General features: G+C 63.8%; 21 protein-coding genes and 2 pseudogenes. 6 read left to right on the forward strand and 17 right to left on the reverse strand.

Annotated elements, in window-relative coordinates; translation table 11 throughout:
- Window positions 1-142 precede the first annotated feature (142 nt).
- Window positions 143-907, reverse strand: a complete 765-nt coding sequence (locus AC1RQC_RS07485; RefSeq protein ID WP_492882840.1) for a hypothetical protein — start codon at window positions 905-907, stop codon at window positions 143-145.
- 502 nt (window positions 908-1409) lie between these two features.
- Here AC1RQC_RS07485 and AC1RQC_RS07490 point away from each other — a divergent pair.
- Window positions 1410-1979, forward strand: coding sequence for a YdeI/OmpD-associated family protein (locus AC1RQC_RS07490; protein WP_492882842.1), 570 nt, complete (start codon window positions 1410-1412; stop codon window positions 1977-1979).
- A gap of 276 nt (window positions 1980-2255) precedes the next feature.
- On the opposite strand, the gene AC1RQC_RS07495 is transcribed toward AC1RQC_RS07490, so the two are convergent.
- Window positions 2256-2621 (reverse strand): tautomerase family protein, encoded by a 366-nt coding sequence (locus AC1RQC_RS07495; RefSeq protein WP_492812817.1) that lies wholly within the window; start codon window positions 2619-2621, stop codon window positions 2256-2258.
- On the opposite strand from AC1RQC_RS07495, the pseudogene AC1RQC_RS07500 reads away from it, so the two are divergent.
- Window positions 2597-3220, forward strand: a pseudogene (locus AC1RQC_RS07500) (LysR substrate-binding domain-containing protein); the annotation flags it as partial. The gene AC1RQC_RS07495 and the pseudogene AC1RQC_RS07500 overlap by 25 nt on opposite strands.
- Window positions 3221-3264: 44 nt before the next feature.
- Here the strand turns inward: AC1RQC_RS07500 and yfcF are convergent.
- Entirely contained in the window at window positions 3265-3897 is a 633-nt protein-coding gene (gene yfcF / locus AC1RQC_RS07505; protein ID WP_492882844.1) for a glutathione transferase, read from the reverse strand.
- 162 nt (window positions 3898-4059) lie between these two features.
- Window positions 4060-4944, reverse strand: a complete 885-nt coding sequence (locus AC1RQC_RS07510; RefSeq protein ID WP_492373838.1) for a LysR family transcriptional regulator — start codon at window positions 4942-4944, stop codon at window positions 4060-4062.
- A 129-nt stretch (window positions 4945-5073) separates the two neighbouring features.
- Between AC1RQC_RS07510 and argC the strand changes: the two genes are divergently transcribed.
- On the forward strand, window positions 5074-6003 hold the full coding sequence (gene argC, locus AC1RQC_RS07515) for an N-acetyl-gamma-glutamyl-phosphate reductase (protein WP_492882846.1): 930 nt from the start codon (window positions 5074-5076) through the stop codon (window positions 6001-6003).
- Window positions 6004-6090: 87 nt separating this feature from the next.
- On the opposite strand, the gene AC1RQC_RS07520 is transcribed toward argC, so the two are convergent.
- The 6 genes from AC1RQC_RS07520 to AC1RQC_RS07545 form a co-directional block, all read right to left on the reverse strand.
- Entirely contained in the window at window positions 6091-6840 is a 750-nt protein-coding gene (locus AC1RQC_RS07520) for a carbon-nitrogen hydrolase family protein (RefSeq protein ID WP_492882848.1), read from the reverse strand.
- 213 nt (window positions 6841-7053) lie between these two features.
- Window positions 7054-7926 (reverse strand): enoyl-CoA hydratase-related protein, encoded by an 873-nt coding sequence (locus tag AC1RQC_RS07525; RefSeq protein ID WP_492882850.1) that lies wholly within the window; start codon window positions 7924-7926, stop codon window positions 7054-7056.
- An 18-nt stretch (window positions 7927-7944) separates the two neighbouring features.
- Complete coding sequence (locus AC1RQC_RS07530) at window positions 7945-8103, reverse strand: hypothetical protein (protein ID WP_492373842.1); 159 nt, start codon at window positions 8101-8103, stop codon at window positions 7945-7947.
- A 38-nt stretch (window positions 8104-8141) separates the two neighbouring features.
- Entirely contained in the window at window positions 8142-9365 is a 1224-nt protein-coding gene (locus AC1RQC_RS07535; RefSeq protein WP_492830566.1) for a CaiB/BaiF CoA transferase family protein, read from the reverse strand.
- Between the two features lie 10 nt (window positions 9366-9375).
- On the reverse strand, window positions 9376-10344 hold the full coding sequence (locus AC1RQC_RS07540) for a Bug family tripartite tricarboxylate transporter substrate binding protein (protein WP_492882852.1): 969 nt from the start codon (window positions 10342-10344) through the stop codon (window positions 9376-9378).
- 138 nt (window positions 10345-10482) lie between these two features.
- Window positions 10483-11445, reverse strand: a complete 963-nt coding sequence (locus AC1RQC_RS07545; RefSeq protein WP_492882854.1) for a LysR family transcriptional regulator — start codon at window positions 11443-11445, stop codon at window positions 10483-10485.
- Between the two features lie 350 nt (window positions 11446-11795).
- Between AC1RQC_RS07545 and AC1RQC_RS07550 the strand changes: the two genes are divergently transcribed.
- On the forward strand, window positions 11796-12026 hold the full coding sequence (locus AC1RQC_RS07550) for a hypothetical protein (protein ID WP_492812801.1): 231 nt from the start codon (window positions 11796-11798) through the stop codon (window positions 12024-12026).
- A 104-nt stretch (window positions 12027-12130) separates the two neighbouring features.
- Here the strand turns inward: AC1RQC_RS07550 and AC1RQC_RS07555 are convergent, their stop codons facing one another.
- The 3 genes from AC1RQC_RS07555 to AC1RQC_RS07565 all read right to left on the reverse strand — a co-directional run bounded on the left by AC1RQC_RS07555 (window position 12131) and on the right by AC1RQC_RS07565 (window position 14660).
- On the reverse strand, window positions 12131-12586 hold the full coding sequence (locus AC1RQC_RS07555) for a hypothetical protein (RefSeq protein WP_492882856.1): 456 nt from the start codon (window positions 12584-12586) through the stop codon (window positions 12131-12133).
- A gap of 103 nt (window positions 12587-12689) precedes the next feature.
- A complete protein-coding gene (locus AC1RQC_RS07560) occupies window positions 12690-13376 on the reverse strand; it encodes a Vgb family protein (RefSeq protein ID WP_492882857.1) in 687 nt (228 codons plus the stop codon).
- A gap of 63 nt (window positions 13377-13439) precedes the next feature.
- On the reverse strand, window positions 13440-14660 hold the full coding sequence (locus AC1RQC_RS07565; RefSeq protein WP_492882859.1) for a helix-turn-helix domain-containing protein: 1221 nt from the start codon (window positions 14658-14660) through the stop codon (window positions 13440-13442).
- 147 nt (window positions 14661-14807) lie between these two features.
- Between AC1RQC_RS07565 and AC1RQC_RS07570 the strand changes: the two genes are divergently transcribed.
- Window positions 14808-15572: a DUF899 domain-containing protein gene (locus AC1RQC_RS07570; RefSeq protein WP_492830601.1), complete on the forward strand. Its 765-nt coding sequence runs from the start codon at window positions 14808-14810 to the stop codon at window positions 15570-15572.
- Between the two features lie 8 nt (window positions 15573-15580).
- Window positions 15581-16393 carry a copper chaperone gene (locus tag AC1RQC_RS07575; protein WP_492882861.1) on the forward strand — a complete coding sequence of 271 codons (813 nt, stop codon included), beginning with the start codon at window positions 15581-15583 and terminating at the stop codon, window positions 16391-16393.
- Window positions 16394-16426: 33 nt separating this feature from the next.
- Here the strand turns inward: AC1RQC_RS07575 and AC1RQC_RS07580 are convergent, their stop codons facing one another.
- From AC1RQC_RS07580 to AC1RQC_RS07595, 4 genes and pseudogenes are all read right to left on the reverse strand, one after another.
- On the reverse strand, window positions 16427-17671 hold the full coding sequence (locus AC1RQC_RS07580; protein WP_492807873.1) for a Bcr/CflA family multidrug efflux MFS transporter: 1245 nt from the start codon (window positions 17669-17671) through the stop codon (window positions 16427-16429).
- Window positions 17672-17679: 8 nt separating this feature from the next.
- A pseudogene (locus AC1RQC_RS07585) lies at window positions 17680-17885 on the reverse strand (aldo/keto reductase); the annotation flags it as partial.
- A gap of 55 nt (window positions 17886-17940) precedes the next feature.
- On the reverse strand, window positions 17941-18945 hold the full coding sequence (locus AC1RQC_RS07590) for an aldo/keto reductase (RefSeq protein ID WP_492883008.1): 1005 nt from the start codon (window positions 18943-18945) through the stop codon (window positions 17941-17943).
- 298 nt (window positions 18946-19243) lie between these two features.
- Window positions 19244-20137 (reverse strand): LysR family transcriptional regulator, encoded by an 894-nt coding sequence (locus tag AC1RQC_RS07595; protein ID WP_492373850.1) that lies wholly within the window; start codon window positions 20135-20137, stop codon window positions 19244-19246.
- Between the last annotated feature and the right edge of the window lie 7 nt (window positions 20138-20144).

The following is a 20144-nucleotide window of genomic DNA, read 5'->3' on the forward strand; positions in this document are numbered from 1 at the left end:
GTTCGACGCCTGCCCACACGCGCCGCTCCCTCTCACAGTCCTGCAGACGAGGGCAGACATCAAACAATCCTTAACAAACGCGGCCGTCGGATCAGGTCTTTCCCCAAAAGAGCGGCGATGAGCTTTTCTGCCTTTATGCCGGTCACGTCGACATCTGAAACTCGATGCCCGCCTTGTGGAGGCGCGCAAAGATGTCCCCCACTTCGGGGTACCAAGCCTCAGGCATGTCGACCTGCAACCCTAGCCCACCGGAGCTGATGCTGCGATCCAGATAGTTTCGCTCGTCGTCGGTGATTTTTACGATTGCCAGAAACCGGATGATGTCGCTTGTGGCTTGCTCGGCCGTACCTCCCTGCGTCAATAGGTGCACGCAGTGCTTTCGGATGTAGGCAAGCGGCACCACGTGCTCGTTGTAGGTTCCTCCATTCTTCCCCTGGCCCGTCGGTACGTCGTACACGCCGCGGAGAAAATACTCGAAGCAACGCGTGTCGGAGTCCATGCCTCGAAGGCTTAGGTAGCGAGCCAGTCGGACGAAGGAGCGCTTCCTTATCGCTGCTGGATCGCTGACCAAGGTGAATGGACGTGAGGCGGACGAGCACATGATGCCCAACTCGGAAAGGTCATCGTCGTCGACCGCAGGAGCAAGACCTCGGTCACAGCAGTATTCAACTAACGCCATCGATGCCTCTAGCAACCCCATCCGCCGAGTCTGGAAACACGCATGGAGTACGAGTTTCCGAAGCTGGAGCGGCGCGACCTGCGAGGAGGGGCGCAGAAGCTTCATGATCTTCGTGTGGCCGCTATTTCCTTCCTCCCACATTTCCGAACAATAGCGGACGGATTCGAAGACGAACCGCACGAACGAAACACGAGCCGTGGTGTCTTCGTTCTCGAACGCCTTCGTCAACCGGCGAAAGCCATCTAGGCGAGGGGTCAACACATCCTGATGTTGCAGGGCATTGAGAACTGCCTCTGTGCCTGAGTAGGGCAATTTCAGGGTGCGTTGCAGAAGGCGGGTCGAAACCCGTTGTTTGGAGAGAAGGATCGCCTTGGCGGCTTCGATTTGGTCGTGCGTGATGTTGGTCGTGGTTTGAGGATGGTGTCACGGCGAATGCCGGCCGCTAACAGCACTGAGTAGCTCCTGACCTTCCCACTGTTACAATTTTCGCCGCCTGGATTCTACATGCGACCGTCAGCGGGTCGTCCGGTGGACGACTCAAGATGGCCGGACTCTGACTTCGGCCCTCCGCCAGGGCCGGCCGTCTCAGACCGACCCAAACCAGCCGACGGGCTAGTCGCTACTGAGAGACCGGTCTTTGGTTCGCACCACGGACGTTGATGCCCGTATAAGCACTGTTAGACTGCGGACGCCTTCCCCGCGCATGTACTCAACCATTCAGGATAGTGACATGACCGAATGCGTTCTAACATTTACAAGTCAGACCGAATGGGAAAGTTGGTTAGGGAAAAACGGCAGCACTTCGACGGGAGCATGGCTGCGTCTAGCGAAAAAAGGCACCGAGCAGCGAACCGTAACCTACGAACAGGCGTTGGAAAGCGCCCTCTGCTATGGCTGGATTGATGGTCAAAAGCAGGCTGAGAGCGAGAAATACTGGTTACAGCGCTTCACCCCACGCTCCGCAAAAAGCATCTGGTCCAAACTTAACAAAGACAGGGCTGAAGCGCTGATCGCCGCAGGCAGAATGCGCCCGCCCGGCATGTGCGAAATCGAGAAAGCTAGGAAGGACGGCCGCTGGAAGGCTGCTTATACGTCGGCCAGTAACTCGATAGTGCCGGACGACCTGCAGGTGGCTTTGGACGCAAATCCGGAAGCCAAGAAGTTTTTTGCAACACTGAACAGCCGTAACCGCTATGCCATCCTGTTTCGGGTACAGAATGCCAAAAAACCAGAAACAAGGGCGCGTAAAATCGAGGAATTCGTCAACATGCTGAACCGTGGCGAAACCTTCTATCCATAGATCTTGCGCTTCTGACGGAGAATTTGCCAAACGGGGGCATGGCATATAAACCCCTAATGGCCGCTTCGCACCCAGCAGTCGTCATTCGTGAGACACGCCCGAAGGGCTGTTACTGGCCCCGTGAAGCGACCTCCGGCAGCCGTGTCGCATTCGGCTCTTGTCAACCCTCAGCGGTCGACCAACTTTCTCGACGACGGACATTCACGCAAATTTTGTGTCGCGCGTCGCGAAGGAGCCGGCAAATGGTGGCCGCGATCAACAGCACCGACCACCGACTCAAGCGTATTGCGCGAGGCCGTTGCCAAGGGACCAATTCTCTTTTGCGACCTCGACAAGGCTCACGAACACGTCCTCCGGCCGGATGCCGGGGCTCTCGCTGAGCAACTCCGCGATCCGCTGGAACAGCACTTTCTTCTGTTCCACGGTGCGGGTGTTGTTCGCGGTGATCTGGATGAACACGAGATCGTCACTCCGGGCGATGCCATGATAGGACGCGCCGTAACGGAAGTTCGCGGCGTCATGCTCCGTGATGGTCAGGAACTGGTCGCCCTCGGGCACGTTGAACGTTTCGTGCAGCGCGCGATACAGGTTGTCGAAGATCGCCTGGCGAGAGGCTTGCGGCTGATCGCGCGCTCGCTGGATTTGCCGGGGTCCGGCAGCGTCTCGTCATTGGTATCAGTGACCATGTTGCGGGACCGGAGCTGCCCGCGCTGATCGCGCGCATGAACGCGCAAAGCCCGCAACTGCTGATCGAGATCCGGATCGGCTCGTCGGGTGACCTGCTTCAAAGTTTCGACCGGCGGGAACTCGACACGGTGATCGTCCGCTTGCATGTCGGTCGAAGCGACGGAGAAATTCTTACCGACGAGCAATTCGGCTGGTTCGCAGCGCCAAGCTGGGAGCATCGCGCCGGCGAGCCCCTGCCGCTTGCCACACTTGCTGAACCTTGCGGTGTGCGTGCGATGGCCGGCCAGCTTCTCGATGCGGCAGGCGTGCCTTGGACAGAAGTTTTCGTCGGCGGCGGCGTTGCTGCAGTCGCTGCAGCCGTCGTGGCGGGGCTCGGCGTAGCAGCATTGGCTCCTCGCATGCTGCCATTGGGCGCAGTTGACGTAGGCCCCAAGCTCGGGCTGCCTGACTTACCACGCTTGCCAGTTCTGCTTCACTCACGGGTCAACGACGGCCGGCCGCGCGATGCGCTTGCCGTGCTTTCAGCCGCCTTCAGGAGCGCGGTGCGAGGCTAGCAACTAGCCGGTCACATATTCAAAGCGCGGCGAGTTCGAGGGTTTCACAGCGGGGGGCGATTCAGGGCGACCCAATGCTGAACAGACGGCCTTTGCCACTGATGCGCAGCGTAGTCAGCCAACCTTCCCGGCACCGCATCACCATTGAGGACGAGCCGGTTCAGCATTAGAGCAAGGTCGACGTCTGCGATGCACCACTCGCCAAAGAGGTTCGGTGAGTGGTCGGCAATCAGCACCTCGCAAGCAGAAAACAGTTTTCCTGCGGCCGTACGTGCTGCAGCAGATAGGGGCGCTGCGGGAGCGCCATAAAATACCACCTCAGTGGAGCGCTCCTGCCGGATGGGCATGAGATCGCTTCGCAGCCACGCCTGGACTTGGCGTGCCCGAGCGCGACTGATCGCATCTTTTGGGTATAACAAGGTGCCCGGAAAAACCTCGTCGAGATATTCAGTTATGGCTGACGACTCGGACAAAGCGAAACTGCCGTGAATCAGCGTAGGTATGCGCTGCGTGAGTGAGCTCTGTGCATAACCAGGTTCGAGGTTCGCATTGTTGGCCAGGTCGATGGTGACAAGCTCAAACGACAATCCCTTTTCGTGAAGGGCCACGAAGGCCGACATCGCATATGGACTTGCGAATTGAGCGTCGGCGTAGAGACGCAGATTCGTTGAAGGCAAAGTGGGCTCCTGTTTGCTTACGCAAGGAAAACGATTGTCAACGATCTAGGCGTCGATGTCGACCGGCCGCGCTTGTTCGGCATGACATGCAATAAAGCTACTGTCCCAGCAAGAACGAACCGAAGCGGCGAATGGCGAATGGCGATTGGAAAATGGCAACGCCTACGCCAATCGCAGATCCCACAACACATCGAGTACGTGTTGCGTGGAACGCTCAACGTACCCCGCACGATGTGCAATGCCGAGCCGGCGCCACAACGCCGGGCGCAGCGCACGCATGACGATGCGCCCATCGGGTAATGGCGTAGTGGCCTCATGGGGCAACAGCGCTGCGCCGTAACCTGCCGCTACCAGACTCTTGATCGCGTCGTTGTAGTTGAGCTGGATGCGCGGCGCAGGATGGTGCCCCCCGGTCGCGAACCACTCCGCAGTCAGACGCGAGAGACGCGTGGTCGCGTCATTGAGAATGAGAGGTTGGGCAGCGAGCCATTCCGGCGTGACGCGGGCCGGACACCGCCAATGCGCCGGCAAAAAGGCCATCACGGGGTCGCGGCGCCAAGGCTTTATCACGAGTCCAGCCACCGGGGGCTGAGGCAGCGCGATCAGCCCAACATCCAGCGTTCCATCCGCCAGTCGGGACAGCGTTTCATGCGAAGTGAGTACTGCAACCTGAATGTCGATAGCGGGATGGTGCTGGCGCAGCACCTCAAGCGCTTGCGGCAACAGGTGCGCGATCACGCCAGTCGACGCACCGAGCCGCGCGCGCCCTTCGAGCCCCTGCACCTGGCGTTGAATATCGTCTAACGCCTGCTCCGCATCGGCCAGCAGTCGACGCGCGCGCTCCACCAGCACCTCCCCTATCGCCGACGGCCTGACATGTCCGCGCTTGCGCGACAGGAGCGGCGCCCCAATGCGGTCTTCGAGTTCAGCGATGTGGAGGCTGACCGTTGGCGGCGCCAGGTGCAATGCACGCGCCGCTTCGACAAATGAGCCACGGTCGGCAATGGCGACCAGAGTGCGCAAACGGTCCAGGCTGATCTCTCGCATATTGGCGTCCAGATTCAGAAAAACTGAATATTCACGTTATGAAATACAACTTTCTCTATTCTAGCGGTCCATGGAACATAGGGGCTCGTTCTCCTTGTCAAAACCCACAGTCACCGGAGTATTCCACGTATGAGCTCTCCCGTTGTTTTCATCGACGGCGACCAAGGCACCACCGGGTTGCAAATCCACGAACGGCTGCGCAACCGGACCGACCTTAGACTGTTCACGCTTGCCGCTGCGGAACGCAAGGATCCGCGGCGTCGCGCAGAAGCCATCAATGCCTGCGACATCGCCATCCTCTGTTTGCCGGATGCTGCCGCGCGCGAGGCAGTGGACGCCATTGTGAATCCTGCCGTCCGGGTCATCGACGCAAGTTCCGCCCACCGCACACAGACGGACTGGACGTACGGCTTTCCGGAAATGACGCAGGGACAGGCTGAGCGCATTGCCAACGCACGTCGGGTCACCAATCCCGGTTGCTATCCGACCGGAGCCATTGGCTTGCTGCGTCCCCTGTTGCAGGCCGGGCTCGTACCAGGCGACTACCCTATCAGCATTCATGCGGTGTCGGGCTACTCCGGACGCGGGCGTGCCGGCGTGGAGGAACATGAGGGACAGGGTGCCGTCAACGCGCCTTCATACCAGGTATATGGTCTGGAACTCGCGCACAAGCACACCCCGGAGATCCAGCAGCACGCCGGGCTCGCGCAGCGTCCCATCTTTGTCCCTGCGTTGGGTGCGTTCCGCCAGGGCATCGTGCTGACGGTGCCCTTGGCGTTGCGGCTGCTGGCACCCGACGTGGATGGCGTCACGTTACAGGCATGCCTCGCACGCCACTATGCCGAGGCGGCCCACGTCCATGTCTTGCCGCTGCACGAATCGTGCGCCTTGAAACACCTGGATCCACAAGTGCTGAACGGTACGAACGACATGCGCTTAAGCGTATTTCCCAACATGGAACACGGGCACGTCCTGCTGTCCGCGGTGTTCGATAATCTTGGCAAAGGCGCATCCGGCGCTGCGGTTCAGAACCTGAACCTGATGCTCACGCGGCAATAGTGGCCGAGGTCGGGCTAGCGGTCAACACGCTTCGCTTGCCCGGCCCCCAACACGGCGTGGCGATACAGATGCACCACTCAAATGGGTTCATCGCAACGAGACGACTTCACCGTGCCAGCCGGCGTCGGCCCTGCTCGCGATGACCAGCGCGGCCCCGGGTCCGTCCGCCGCGACGACGCAGCGGCCGTGCTCGTCCCAAAACGCACTCTTGCCTATGGATGACCATCCGCCTGTGTCTGCGCCGTGGTTAGCCATCAGCACGGCGAAGCGGTGCTGTGCCGCATAGCGCCGGAGCAACGCGGTATCCGCAGCGTAACCGTTCGCGGTGAATAGCACGCCCGCCGCGTACAGGATCGCACCCATGGTGGATGCTTGCGCTGCATGCTCTGGATGGCCCGTGTCCGCACAAACGGCGAGCGCGACAGTCTCGCCGTCAACGGAAATCGGCGGCCCGCCCGATCCGGGCGCGAAGGTCGCGTCTTCTCCTGGATGCAGGTATTGCTTCGTGTAGCTGGTGACCTTGCCGTCCGGTGTCAACGTCAGCGCGCCGATCCGCACCCCATCGTCGAAGCGCAAGGGAGCGCCCACGACGGCGGTCAGTCCGCTTCGCGTGCATTCGTGACGCAGGGGCGCGAGTCGCGCGTCGTCGTTGTGGATTGCGACTTCGTTCGCAATGGTGCTCTCGTATCCGGTCAGCGAAAGCTCGGGAAAGACGACGAGACGCGCGCGTCTCGCGGCGGCTTCGCGTAAAAACGAGAGATGCCGGTCGACGTTCTGCTGTATGTCACCGGCGACGGAAATGGACTGGGCTGCTGCTACGACGAAAGACGCTGACATCGTGGGGATCTCTCAACGGTCAATCAGATAAGACGTCCGGGAATGCGGCTCGGTATCCATCGACCGCCGTCACATTGCCGTGTGCCGCCAAGGCCGCACAAAGTGAGGAACGCAATACCGAATAAGAGCATTGAGATTGTCGACGATCCCGACACCAATGTCGAACAGTCGAACAAGCGAAACTGGCCGGGATGGGCCGTGCAGGCACGCCGCTCAGCGTCCCAGTCCCGAGAACGAAGGCTGGCGTTTGTCGAGGAACGCCGCTACGCCCTCACGGAAGTCGGTCCCCTGCAATGAAGCCGCGATCTCGCGCTCGGCCTGCGCAACACTTTCACCTAGAGTCTGGCCGAGCGCGCGGTACGACTGTCGCTTGGCCGCTGCCATTGCGCTAGGCGAGCACAGGGCGGCCAATACTGCGGCGCGTTCGAGCACCGTCGGCAGGAAGCGATCGGCTTCGAACACGGCGGAAACCAGACCGGCCTGTTCGGCCTCCTGCGCGCCCATTGACCTGCCGCTCATCAGCCACTCGAGCGCACGTGACAGGCCGATCATCCTGGGCAGCATCCAGGCTATGCCGTGTTCGGCGGCCAGCCCGCGCCGCACGAATGCCGGCACCAGCCGCGCTTCGCGGCTGGCGTAGCGGATATCGCAATAGAGTGAGAGCACCAGGCCGACCCCGGCTGCGGCACCGTTCAGGGCGCAGATGATGGGCTTGCCGATCGCCAGCAAATAGCTGTAGCGCTGGCCAAAGTCCTCCCGGGCGGCGACATCGTTGGGCGCGTGAGCCGCCGTACTACTGGCGTGTCGCGGGCTGGACTCCGCCAGCCGCGCGCGCGCCGCCGACAAGTCGGCGCCTGCGCAGAAGGCCTTTCCGGCCCCGGTCAACACGATCACACGGACCTCGCGATCGTCCCGGCAGCGCTCTAGTGCGGTGCGCAGTCCAGCTTCCATCTCAGAGTTCCAGGCGTTGAGCTGGTCCGGCCGGTTGAGGGTAATGACGGCAATCCGGTTCGCCACGTCGCAGAGGATGGTCTCGTTGGTATTGGTATTGGCATTGGTGTTGGTATTGGGGCTGGCCGCGCTCATGATTTTCTCCCCACGCGTTCAGTCATCAAGCGCAGCGCCTGACGGTGCGCTTCGGTGCTGTGCGCCAGCGCCTGCATGCTGGCGGAGATCGTCTGCAATGGCGTTGCGGGTATGCGGGTGGTTCAGCGTGATGACGGCGATGCCGTCCTCGCGGACAATCTGGACGAAATCTGACATGGCTGGTGTTTTCTCTTGGCAGGGGGCTGGTTCTTGCTTCAGAACGCGCCTTGCTGGCGCAGGGTGTCGATTGCCGCGGCCGACAGTCCGAGAAGCTCGCTCAGTACCGCCTTGTTGTGCTCGCCGAGGTCCGGGTTGGGCCTCAGTGCCAACGGCGGCGACTGGTGAAAGCGCAAGGGGCTGTTGGGCAGGACCACCTCGCCCAACTTGGGATGCATCACATAGTTCAGCATGCCGCGCTCGTGCATATGACGGTCGTGCACGACCTCATCGAGCGTGCGAACCGGCGCGCAGGGAAAGTGATGGGCCTGGCCGGCCGTCATGATCTCGGCGCGCGTGAGGTTGCAGGTCCAGGAGGCAACCAGTTCGTCCACCTCGCTCATCACCGCACAACGCGAGGCGTGCGTCGCGTAGCGCTCCTGTCCACCCAGGTCGGGGCGCCCCATCGCCTGGCACAGCCCCGGCCAGTGGCCTTCGGTGACGCAGATAATGGCGATGTAGCCATCCTTGGCCGAGTAGGTGTTGTAGGGCGACATTGCGAGCGCCCCATGCCGGTTTCCGGTGCGCGGATTGCGTTCCGGGTCCTCGTAATACATCGTCAGGTTTGAGGCGAGAGCAGGATACATCGTGTCCTGCATGGCGATCTCGACAATCCTTCCGCGGCCGCTGCGTTCGCGCTCGAACAAGGCCGAGACGATGGCCCCATAGAGGTGGATACCGCCCAGGAAATCGCTGATGGCCGGCCCTGCCTTGAGCGGGGGGCTGTCGGGATAGCCGGTTACGTGCATGGCGCCGCTCATGGCCTGAATGGTCAGGTCCATGGCAAGATGATCGCGATTCGGCCCACTGGTCCCGTAGCCCGAGGCGGACGCGTAGACCAAGCGAGGCTGGATCTCCAGCAGCGCCTCGGCCCCGAGGCCGAGGCGCTCCATCACGCCCGGCATGAAGTTCTCGAGCACCACGTCTGCCTTGGCCACCAGGTCACGAAAGACGCTGCGGCCTTGCTCGGTCTTGAAGTTGAGCGTGATGCCGCGCTTGTTGGAATTAAGCATGGCCAGGGGCAACAGCGACTCGCGGCGCGCGCGCACCGGCTCGCCATGTGGTGGTTCGATCTTGATTACGTCGGCGCCGGCCATCGCCAGAAGGAAGCCGCAGTAGGGACCCTGATAGATCTGGCCCAGGTCGAGTACGGTCAGGCCGGCAAGGGGAAGCTGGCGAGCCGGAAGTTGCTCGGTCACGCTCTTGGTCAGGTTCGTCGTCATGATATGGCTCTCATTGTTTCTGTATCCCGGCCTGCCGGGCTGCCTGCTCCCAGCGGCTGATTTCCTCAAGCTGGAAGCGCCTCAGTTCGTTGGCATCGCCCACAAACGGCTCGCCGTACGATTGCCGCACCTTCATCGCTGTTTCCGGCAAGCGGTAGATCGCCTGCAACTGCTTGTCGAGCAGGTCGACGACGGACGCCGGCGTACGAGCCGGAACGAAAGCGCCGGTCCAATTGACCATGTAGTAGTCCCGGAAGCCCGACTCCTGCAGCGTCGGCGCCTTGGGGAAGGCGTCGAAGCGCCGGTCGCTGCTCACAGCCAGCAATCGAACCTTGCCGGACTGGAGAAAGGGAACGACGGCGCCGAGGTCGACAAAGGCGAAATCGAGCTGGCCGCCAGCCAGGTCCGACAAAGCTGGCGCCACGCCCTTGTAGGGCACCGGCGTAGCGCGGCCACCCGCAAGTTGAAGGAAGAGTTCGGTGGCGACCTGGTATGAGGCCGCACCAGCGCCATAGTTGAGCGTGCCGGGCTGGGCCCGGCTGCGCGCCGCCAGGTCGCCGATCGTTTTCACACTCGAAGAGCCTGGCACCACCACCGCCATCACGCCACGCGTCAGCCGGGCCACCGGTGCGAAGTCCTTCACGGGGTCGTATGGCAAGCGCTTGAAGATGGCAACATTGGTCGCCATCGGTGAATTGCTGGCCAGGAAGATCGTGTGGCCATCGGCGTCCGCGCTGGCCACGGCCATGGATGCGATGAAGCTGTTGGCACCGGGCCGGTTCTCCACCACCACCGGCTTGCCCAGCCGCTCACCGAGCTTCTGCGCGACATAGCGCGCAGTAGTATCGGCGCCGCTGCCGGGCGGGAACGATACGACTAGTCGGATTGGCTTATCAGGGTAGGCGCCCGCGTTGAAGGGCTGCGCCAGCAAGAGCAATGCGACCGCTCCGGCAAGGCGCAGTGAGGTGCGTCTGTTCATCTTGTCTCCACGCTAACTGATCGGGGGCGAGCTCTGTCTCTGGCTCGCGTGGCTGCAGAATAGACAGCCACAGACACGGCACCAATCGGGGTGGGTATATATCAGCCATACCACTGCTGGTATGACCTTGTAACCGTGTTAGTGCGCGGGGAGTACGTTGCTGATCTCGGCGCGCAGCCAAGCGCAGGCCGCGTCGCGGTGGGTGAGGTTGTGCCAGAACATCGAGACATCCGTGGCAGGCGCCTCGAAGGCAAGTTCGGCCACCGCAACGTTATCTGGCAAGGCCAGTCGCCTGGCTGTCCTTGCCGGGATGGCGCAGATCATGTCGGTCTCGCTGACGATCTGCGGCGCCGCCATGAAGCTGGAAATGGTGTACACCACCCGACGCGAGCCACCTTGCTTGCGGATGGTCCGGTCGATCAGTTCACCGAGCAGGGTGAGGCCGGTTGGCGAGACGTCGAGGTGAGGCAGGTTGCAGAAATCCTTCAGGCTTATCCGTGCATTCGCCCCGGTACGGCGCGGCTTGCGCATCACACAGACAAAGGCCTCGGAGTATAGGAACCGAGTGCGGATCCCGGGTGCGGAGGGAAAGGCCGAGCCGATGCAGAGATCGAGTTCGCCGCTTGCCAACGCATCAACGGCGCCGCTCCGATGCAATGGACTGAACTGTGCCGTGATGGAGGGGGCGGCGCACCGCAGTGCGCTTAGCAAGGAGGGGGCCAGCGAGAGCTGGATATGCTCATTGCAGGCCAGCGAGAAGTGTCGCACGTGGGTGGCGGCATCGAAGGGCGCATTGGCCCCCGCCAACTGGGCCGTGGTTTCCAGCAGTTTTTCCACGATCGGCAGCAACTCCTTGCCGTGCGAGGTCAGCAGCATATGGTTGCCTTCACGCACCAGCAGGGCATCCTGGAAGACGTTGCGCAGGCGATCGAGGGTTCGACTCATAGCCGGCTGCGACACCTCCATCTGGGCCGCCGCGCGCGATACGCTGCGGCCTCGCAACAGGGCGGCAAGCGCGTACAACGTATGGAAGTCAACATTGCCCAGCCGGTCCAGACCGGACATCGGGTTAGCTTTGCCTGCTTTAATTTCGGGCTCCACGCTATCGTAGACAGGGCCACATGATAGTACCTGGCGGCTGGGGGCGATTCTGGTCGCACGGAGCCAGCGCGGCATCTGCGCCATCCTGCTCGGCGACGACCCCGAACAACCCACATCTGGCCATGTTGACCTGCCTGGCGGCTGTGCCTGGATGGTGACACAAACGCAGAGCCTGCACTGGGCCACCTCCAGCAGCCCCGGGGCGCACATTTGACCAATGGGACCTTCCTGGACTATGTTCTATCGTTGGCGAAGAAGAGAGTCGTGGAAGCACTTCAACGAAAACGGGGACCCTACGTCACGACGCTTGCGCCCCGCTATTTGCAACTGCACGGAGGACCGAGGCACCTATGTCAAAGACCACCAAGAAGCAATACCTCAAGGCACTCAACCGGCGCCTGAAGAAGGAATCGGCAGGCAGGTTCGATACGGAGTTTGTGTGCTATCCGGTCGGCTCAAAACCGAAGGACGCGACTGGCGTGACAGCAAGTGCACCCGCCGATGCGCAGGTCCTCGCCGTCATGGATGCTGTCCAGGCTCGGGTGTTTGCCAAGTTCGAGGACTTGGCAAAACACGGATAGGCCGATGTTTCGGCGACGGCAGGCCGCGCGGGCGCGCTACGAGCGCCCGGCGTGGCCCGAAGCGCTCTCGCCGCTGCCGGAACCCGCCGCCCCAGGCACGCCGCTCAGGCCTTGGCGGGACGCCCGGTCTTGATGGCTTCGACTTTTGAGACCGCGCTCAGCAATTGCTTCGGCGAGCTTGCAGCAAGCAGCAGCAATCCGGCGCGCAGGATCTCGCTTTTCTTGATGTGCACGCCCGCGTCGAGGCACCGCTGCTTGAGCTCGGCGAGCTTCGCGTAGTCGGACTTCGGCATCGTGAAGCTGTCACGCAGCACCTTTTCTTTCTTGGCGCCCTGCGCTTTTTTCGGCGCGGCCACATCGGTGCGAGCTTCCACCTTCGATGGTTTGCTCTTCTGGGGTTTCGTCTCGGCCTTCGTTGCGGCCTTGGTCACGGCCTTCTTGCTACCCGAGCCCCTTGGCGTCTTCCCCTTGGGGGCGGCTGCGATGCTGTCGGCTACTGGCGCGCTCGTCGGAAAATGAAAGACCTCTTTCGTCGGCGGCTTGATGATGGGTGAATTCACGGCAATTCTCAGTTCAGAAACAGGCTAAACAGTATATACCGTTTAGCGACGGGCATCAGGCGGCCCCTCAAGCCGCCACCCTCGCCCGTTAGGGGCGCTTCGGTTATTTGCTAGTGGCGTCAACAGGGATCCCGGCGGCGCTGCCGGCCGCGCCGCCTCGCCCGGGCCGGCGCACGGCTCTTACCTTCCCGCTGCTTCCGCCTCCGCAGAAGAACTGGTCGCTGCCATTGGACTCGAGCCCCGACACGCCGACGCCGCCTGGCATCTCGATGCTCTCCAGGACCTTTCCCGTGCGGGGATCGACTTGCCTCAACTCGCTCTGCTCACCTTCCCAGGTGCCGTGCCAGAGCTCTCCTTCGACCCATGTGACCCCGGTGACGAAGCGATTGGACTCGATGGTGCGAAGAATCTCCCCGGTTCGGGGATCGACCTGATGGATCTTGCGCTCCCGGTACTGCCCCACCCAGAGCGTCCCTTCAGCCCATGCAAGTCCCGAGTCGTTGCCGCCGCCGGGGGCCGGAATCGTGGCGACCACGCGGCCGGTCTGCGGATCGATTTTCTGGATGCGATCCTCGGCGATCTGGAACAGGTGCTGGCCGTCGAAGGCCGTTCCTGCGTGTGCGGCGACATCCATCGAGCGCAGCGTCTTCCCGCTCGCCGGATCCAGCGCGATCAGCTTGTCGCCGGTGGCAAACCAGACTTGCTGACCGTCATACGTGACCCCATGCACGTTGTCGACACCCGGAAAGGGACCATACTCGCGAATGATTTCGGCCGCTGATCGTTTCATGTTTCCATCCTCGTCACGCTGTAGTGAATCCGCTGTAGTGAAGTGCAATCCATGAAGCGCATTCTAGTCACCCGGCAGTGGCGCGGGGAGTAACAAGGTCGTCGTGAATCCCTGCACGGGCGGCGTCAGCCAGCGGCGCGCGCGCCCGCGGCCAAACGACTGCACCTTGCCTGTTGCCGCAAGCGCGTCGAGCGCCCGCTGCACGGTGCGCTGGCTGGCGCCAAGGGCCACCGCCAGGCCCGAGCTAGACCATGACTCACCGTCCGCAACGAAGGCGAGCACCGCCGCGTGCGCTTCGTCGACGGGCCTCGCCAGCACGACAACCTCACGGGCGACGCGCGGCACCAGCGCAAACCCGCGCTGGGTCGCGCTCACGCCGGCCAGCGGCCCGAGCACCGAGCGAAGCCGCCCGATTTCAACGCGTAGCCGCGCGCGATGCGACGCATCGGCATGCTTGGCGCGGAATGCCCGCGCAACGAGCGCGTCCCTCGGCACGTCCGCGGGCCAGGCTTCGGCCAGCGCGCGTGCGAGCGCGAACAGCACCGGACGCCTTGCCAGCGAGACCACCGTGCCCGCGTCACGCACGGCATGACGGCACGCGTCCACGACAAGCGTCTTGGACGCCAGCAACGCTTCCACCTCATCGAGCAGCAGGAACCGCTCCTCGCCACGCGCAATCAGGCGCGCCGCGGGCGTTTTCAGGACGAGGAATGCGCTCTGGACCTCTGCCGTCAGCGCGGGGATGCCTGCGTGGCGCGCGGCGTGCTCGGCCCGGACGAGCGCGCCGCGCGCCGCCTTCGTGCGCAGGCGCCGCATCGCAATCCCCGCGACGACCAGCGCATGGGCGGCCCTGGACGCGGGCGGAAAGGGCGCGGGGTCAAGCTGGGCCAGCGTAAGCTCGGCCTCGTCGAGGCGTCCTATCAGGAGGAGACGCCGGGCTTCGAGAAACCGCGCGTGCGCGGCGTTCACCTGATCGCCGTGCGCCTCCAGGGTTGCGCGCGCCGCGTCGAGCGCCTTCGCCGGCCAGCTCAGGTCGCGCGAGGCCAGTGCGATCTCGGCCTCGGCGACGACGCACCGCGCGCGGGCCACGGCCTCTTTCGGGCCGAAGGCGCGCGCCGCGCTTCGCACCAGCGCCTTCGCGCGCACGAGATCGCCAAGCTGCGCCATCGCGATGCCGCGCAGCGCAAGCGCAGGCGCGTCGCTGCGCAGGGCGACCCGGTTCAGCGCGCCGAGCGGGTCACCCGCCGCGAGCGCGCGCGCCGCGGCCGTGATCAGCGAATCCATCTGAATCCCAATCGCGCCACACTTGTCACTCCCATCGTTCGGATGCCCGGCACTAATCTATCACGACCACCAACCCGCACATCGTACCTAGTACCTGGTACCTGGTACTGAGCGAACGACGATGGACACCCAACGGAGGAAAGCATGATGACGCAACACATGACCGCGACACGCGAAGAGTGGCTGGCAGCGCGGCTCGCGCTGCTCGAGGCGGAAAAGGACCTGACGCGGCGCAGCGACGAGCTGGCGCGGCGACGCCAGGCGCTGCCGTGGGTCCGGGTCGACAAGGCGTACCGGTTCGAGACCGACGAAGGCAGCGCCTCGCTGGCCGACCTCTTCCGGGGGCGCTCGCAGCTCCTTGTCTACCACTTCATGTTCGGGCCCGACTACACCGCGGGGTGCCCGTCCTGCTCGTCGATCGCGGACGGGTTCGACGGCGTCGTGGTTCACCTGGCGAACCACGACGTCACGCTTGCGGCGGTGTCGCGCGCACCGCTCGCGAAACTGCAGGCGTACAAGCAGCGAATGGGCTGGACGTTTCCCTGGGCGTCCTCGCTCGGCAGCGACTTCAACTTCGATGCCAACGTCTCCTTTACCGAGGCGCAGCAGCGCGACGGGTTCGTCGAATACAACTACAAGCGCGGCGGCCACGCGATGGACGCCACACCGGCCCCGGAGCCCGTCGCCCGGTTCGCAGCCACATGCGGCACCGACGCAGCCACGTACTCGCGCGATCGGCCGGGCCTGAGCGCATTCGTGCTCGAGGATGGCGTGGTCTATCACACCTACTCCACCTATGCGCGCGGGGTGGACGGCCTCTGGGGCATGTACCAATGGCTCGACCGCGCCCCCAAAGGACGCAACGAGACGGGCATCTGGTGGCGCCGTCACGACGAGTACGGCGAGCGCTGAGCCAGGCCATGGGCAACGCAGACGCAACCGAGGGACGGGAGGCACCTCGAAGCATGGTCTGCGCGCGAGCCTTCCTGGGCGTCTCGGCGCTGCTCTTCTTCGCCTGCACGGCGGTGACGATCGCCTGGTCCGCGTCCATGTCGGCAATGGGCGCGATGCCGATGCCCGGCGGCTGGACAATGTCGATGGCGTGGATGCGGATGTGCGGGCAGACATGGCCCGGCGTTGCGGCGTCGTTCCTCGGCATGTGGGTCGTGATGATGGCAGCGATGATGCTGCCGTCGCTGGTGCCCATGCTGTGGCGCTACCGCCAGGCCGTCGGCACGACAGGCGGGACGCGCCTGGGCCGGCTGAGCGCGCTGGTGGGCGTGGGGTACTTTTTCGTGTGGGCCGCGATCGGCATGGCCACCTTTGCGCTGGGCGCCGCGCTGGCGGCGCTCGATATGCGGCTGCCGGCGCTGGCGCGCGCGGTTCCGGTCGCGGCGGGCGTGGTCGTCCTGAGCGCCGGCGCACTCCAGTTCACCGCCTGGAAGGCACACCACCTTACCTGCTGCCGGGAGGCGCCCGGGCACGGCCGCGGGCTGCGGGGGGATGCCGGCACGGCGTGGCGAGTCGGCCTGCAACTCGGCTTGCACTGCAGCTGCAGCTGTGCCGGCCTGACAGCGACCCTCCTCGTCGTTGGCATCATGGACCTGCGCGCGATGGCTGCCGTGACGGCTGCCATCACCGTCGAGCGTCTCGCACCGGCCGGCGGGCGCGCCGCGCGCGCCATCGGCGCTGTCATCATTGCAACTGGGTTGATCCTGATCGCGCTGGGGTGAGCGCCTTGTTCCAGCGCACGCCGATGCCGTGCCTCAGCGCGCAGCCGCTGCGTTGCCAGCGAAGACGCCGGTGGACGGCACCAGAAGCCGTGCGCAAAGCAGGCTGCCGATTCCCATCAGCGCGATGACCCATCCCATCGGCCACGGCGTGCCGTCGGCAAACAGGCCGACCAGCGCCGACCCCAGGATGCCGGTGCCATACTGGATCGCGCCGATCAGCGCGGACACCGCGCCAGCGCCTTGCGGGAAGCTGCCGAGCGCGCCGGCGATCGAATTGGCGACAATCAACCCGGTCGCTGAAACGAACAGGAAGAGGGGCACAACCAGGCCCATCAGCCCGCCCCACCCCGTCCATGCGTCGACCGCCAGCAGCATGCCCGCGAGCGCCGCGCCAAGGGTGCCGGCCCGCATCAGGCGATCGCTGCCGAGCCGCGCCACCAGCCTGGCGTTGACCTGGTTTGTGAGCATGATGCCGATGATGCCCGCGCCGAACAGCAGGCCATAGTGCCGCGGCGAGACCTGGTGATAGCTGATGTAGGCAAACGGCGTGCCGGCGATGTACGCATAAAGGCCGCCATAGAAAAAACCGCCCGCGCCTGCGTAGCCAAGCACCCGGCGATGACGCAGCAGTGCGGCGTAGTCGGCCAGCGCGCAGCGCAGCGGTGTGCGATTGCGGCGCTCCGGCGGCAGGGTTTCCGGGAGAGCGCCGAGCATGGCGAGCGTCGCCAGGCCGACCCCCACCAGCGTCCAGAAAATCGCCCGCCACGACGCGACGTGCAGGATCTGCCCGCCCACGCTTGGCCCCAGCAGCGGCGCGATGGCCATCACCGTCATCAGCGTGGACATCATCTGGGCCGCGCGGTGGCCGCTATAGAGATCGCGCACCATCGCGCGGGCGATCACGACACTGGCGCAGGCACCCACGGCCTGCAGCGCGCGCCAGCCGACCAGCATGCTCGCATTGGTCGACAGCGCGCAGCCCGCGGAACCGAGGATGAACAACACTAGCCCGATGCAGATCGGCAGGCGGCGACCGTACCGATCGCCGACAGGACCCCACAACAGCTGGCCCAGGCTGAAGCCGACCAGATAGCCCGAGATCGTCAGCTCGACCATACCCGCATCCGCATGCAGCGCCACGGCCATGGCAGGCAGCGCTGGCAGGTACAGGTCCGTCGAAATCGATGCAAAGGCCATCAACGTGCTCAGGATGGCAAGGATCCGCAAGCTGTGCGCGTTCGCGGCGTGACGTGGGGCAGTGCTGGTTCCGGGCGACATTGCGTGAATTAGCGGTCGACGCGCTGCTGCAGGTGAGCCGGGTAGCGATCCCCCACGACCGTGATCTGCCGCAGCGCGGCTTCGATGGCGGACAGGTCGTCAGCCGACAGTTCGACCGTGGCCGCACCGGTGTTCTCTTCCAGCCGATGCAGCTTGGTGGTGCCCGGAATCGGCACGATCCGATCCACGGCTTCTGCGCAAGCAGCCAGGCTACGTTTTTGCATCATCCATCTCCTGAAGCAACTGAAGCAGCCGAAGCAACGCCGGCCTCAAGCGGCTCGACGACCTTCGACCGGATATCCGGGATCCGTGTAGCCCGGCGTCGACGCGTGGCCGGGAGCCACCAGGCTATCGACGAATCGTTCGTCGTCCGGGCCGAGCTGCAGCTTCAGCGCTTCGACGTAGCTATCCCAATGCGCCTGCGTCCGAGGCCCGGCGATGGTGGCACTGACGAGCCGGTTCTTGAGTACCCAGGCCAAGGCGAAGGCGATCGAGGTCGTGCCGCGCGCGGCGGCGTGGGCAGCGAGCTGTTGCGCGATCGCCAGGGACTCCGGCCGCCATTCCGTCTGCTGGATACGCCTGTCGCCGCGGCCTGCGCGCGAGTCGGCCGGCGGCGCGGCATCCGCTGCATACTTCCCGGTCAGCACGCCCCGGGCCAGCGGGCTATACGACACAACGCCGACACCGTAGTGCGCTGCCGCGGGCAATTGCTCGACTTCCGCAGTGCGGTCAACCAGGTTGTAGAGCGGCTCACTGGCGACCGGCCGGTCGATGCCAAGCTGGTCGGCCAGGCGCACGATCTCGGCGATGCGCCACCCGCGGAAATTCGATATGCCGAAGTATCGGATCTTGCCCTGGCGGATCAGATCGCCAATGGCACGCACGCCTTCTTCCAGCGGCGCATCGACCAGGGCGCGGTGGAAGTACAGGATGTCGATGTAGTCGGTGCCAAGACGCTTGAGACTGGCTTCCACCGACTGGACAATCCACTTGCGCGATTGCCCCTGTTCGTTCGGGCCTTGCGATGTCGGATACCCGAACTTCGTCGCCACCACCCAGTTGTCGCGCTGCTCGGCGATGGCGCGCCCGACGATCTCTTCCGAACGGCCGCCGTGGTAGGCGTCGGCGGTATCGATGAAATTGATGCCCTGGTCGAACGCCTTGTCGATGATGCGCTTCGAGGTGGCCTCATCGGTCTCCCCGCCGAACATCATGGCGCCCAGGCACAAGGGCGAAACCTTCAAGGCACTGCGGCCCAGATATCGATAATCCATCATATTTCTCCACGCAGGCCGTGCCTGCGGTTTGTCAGGGCACGGACGCTTATCGGGCCGTGTAGCCGCCATCGACGGCGAGCGCGTGTCCGATGACGAAGCTGGCCGCGTGGCCTTGCGCGTTAAGCCAGCTGAGATGATAGGGACGTACCGTCTATCGAAAAAGCCCGGAGAACCGCAAGCCTTTATGAACTGGCCTCATGAATGCCCGCGCCGCTATCGAACGGGAGGTGCGTGAGGTACGTGAGGTACGTGAGGTACGTGAGGTACGTGAGGTACGTGAGCCAGGTTACGTCAGCTACGCACGGTAGCGAAGCGCATCGATGACAAGCGCCATCGCTCGTGAAGACTGGCGCCGGCTGGCGTAATAAGCGTGCAAGCCAGCAAACGTGGGACACCAGTCTTCAAGCACACAGACGAGGCGGCCCGCTGCCACGTGCGCCTGGGCCAGATCCGCGGGTACGTACGCAAGGCCGTACCCGGATAGCGCCGCATCCAGCATCTGATAGGTACCGTTGAAGGCAAGCTGGCCCTCTACCCGCACTTGCACTTCACGCTTGCCTTTCTTCAGCTCCCATGCGTAGAAGCCGCCAAGCGTCGGCAAACGCAGGTTGATGCAGTTGTGCGTGGTCAGGTCCTGAGGCGTTTTCGGCAGCGGCCTCTGTTCCAGATAGGCGGGCGAGCCAACGATGGCCATACGCATGTCGGGTGCGATGCGCACCGCGATCATGTCCTTTGCCACCTGATCGCCGTTGCGCACACCGATGTCATAGCGATCCGCGACGATATCGGAGAGTCCGTAATCCGTGATGATTTCCACCTTGATCTCCGGATACGCCCGAAGCACCTTGGACAACCTCGGCCACAGGACGGTCTTGGTGGCGTAGTCGGTGGCCGTGATGCGAATGGTGCCCGTGGGCTTATCGCCAAGCTCGGTCACCGCGGTCAGCTCGGCTTCGATCTCCTCGAAGCGGGGGGCCACCGTCTGGAGAAGGCGCTCTCCGGCCTCGGTTGGGGAAACGCTGCGCGTGGTGCGCGTCAACAGGCGCAGGCCAAGCCGCGTTTCAAGCGCGCGGACCGTGTGGCTCAATGCGGATTGCGACACCCCCAACTGCGCCGCCGCGCGGGTGAAGCTGCGCTCGCGCGCAACGGCAATGAAGGCAAGCAGGTCGTTAAAGTTCTCGCGCGGCATTGATGAA

Source organism: Cupriavidus sp. GW822-FHT03E04 (assembly GCF_058801495.1).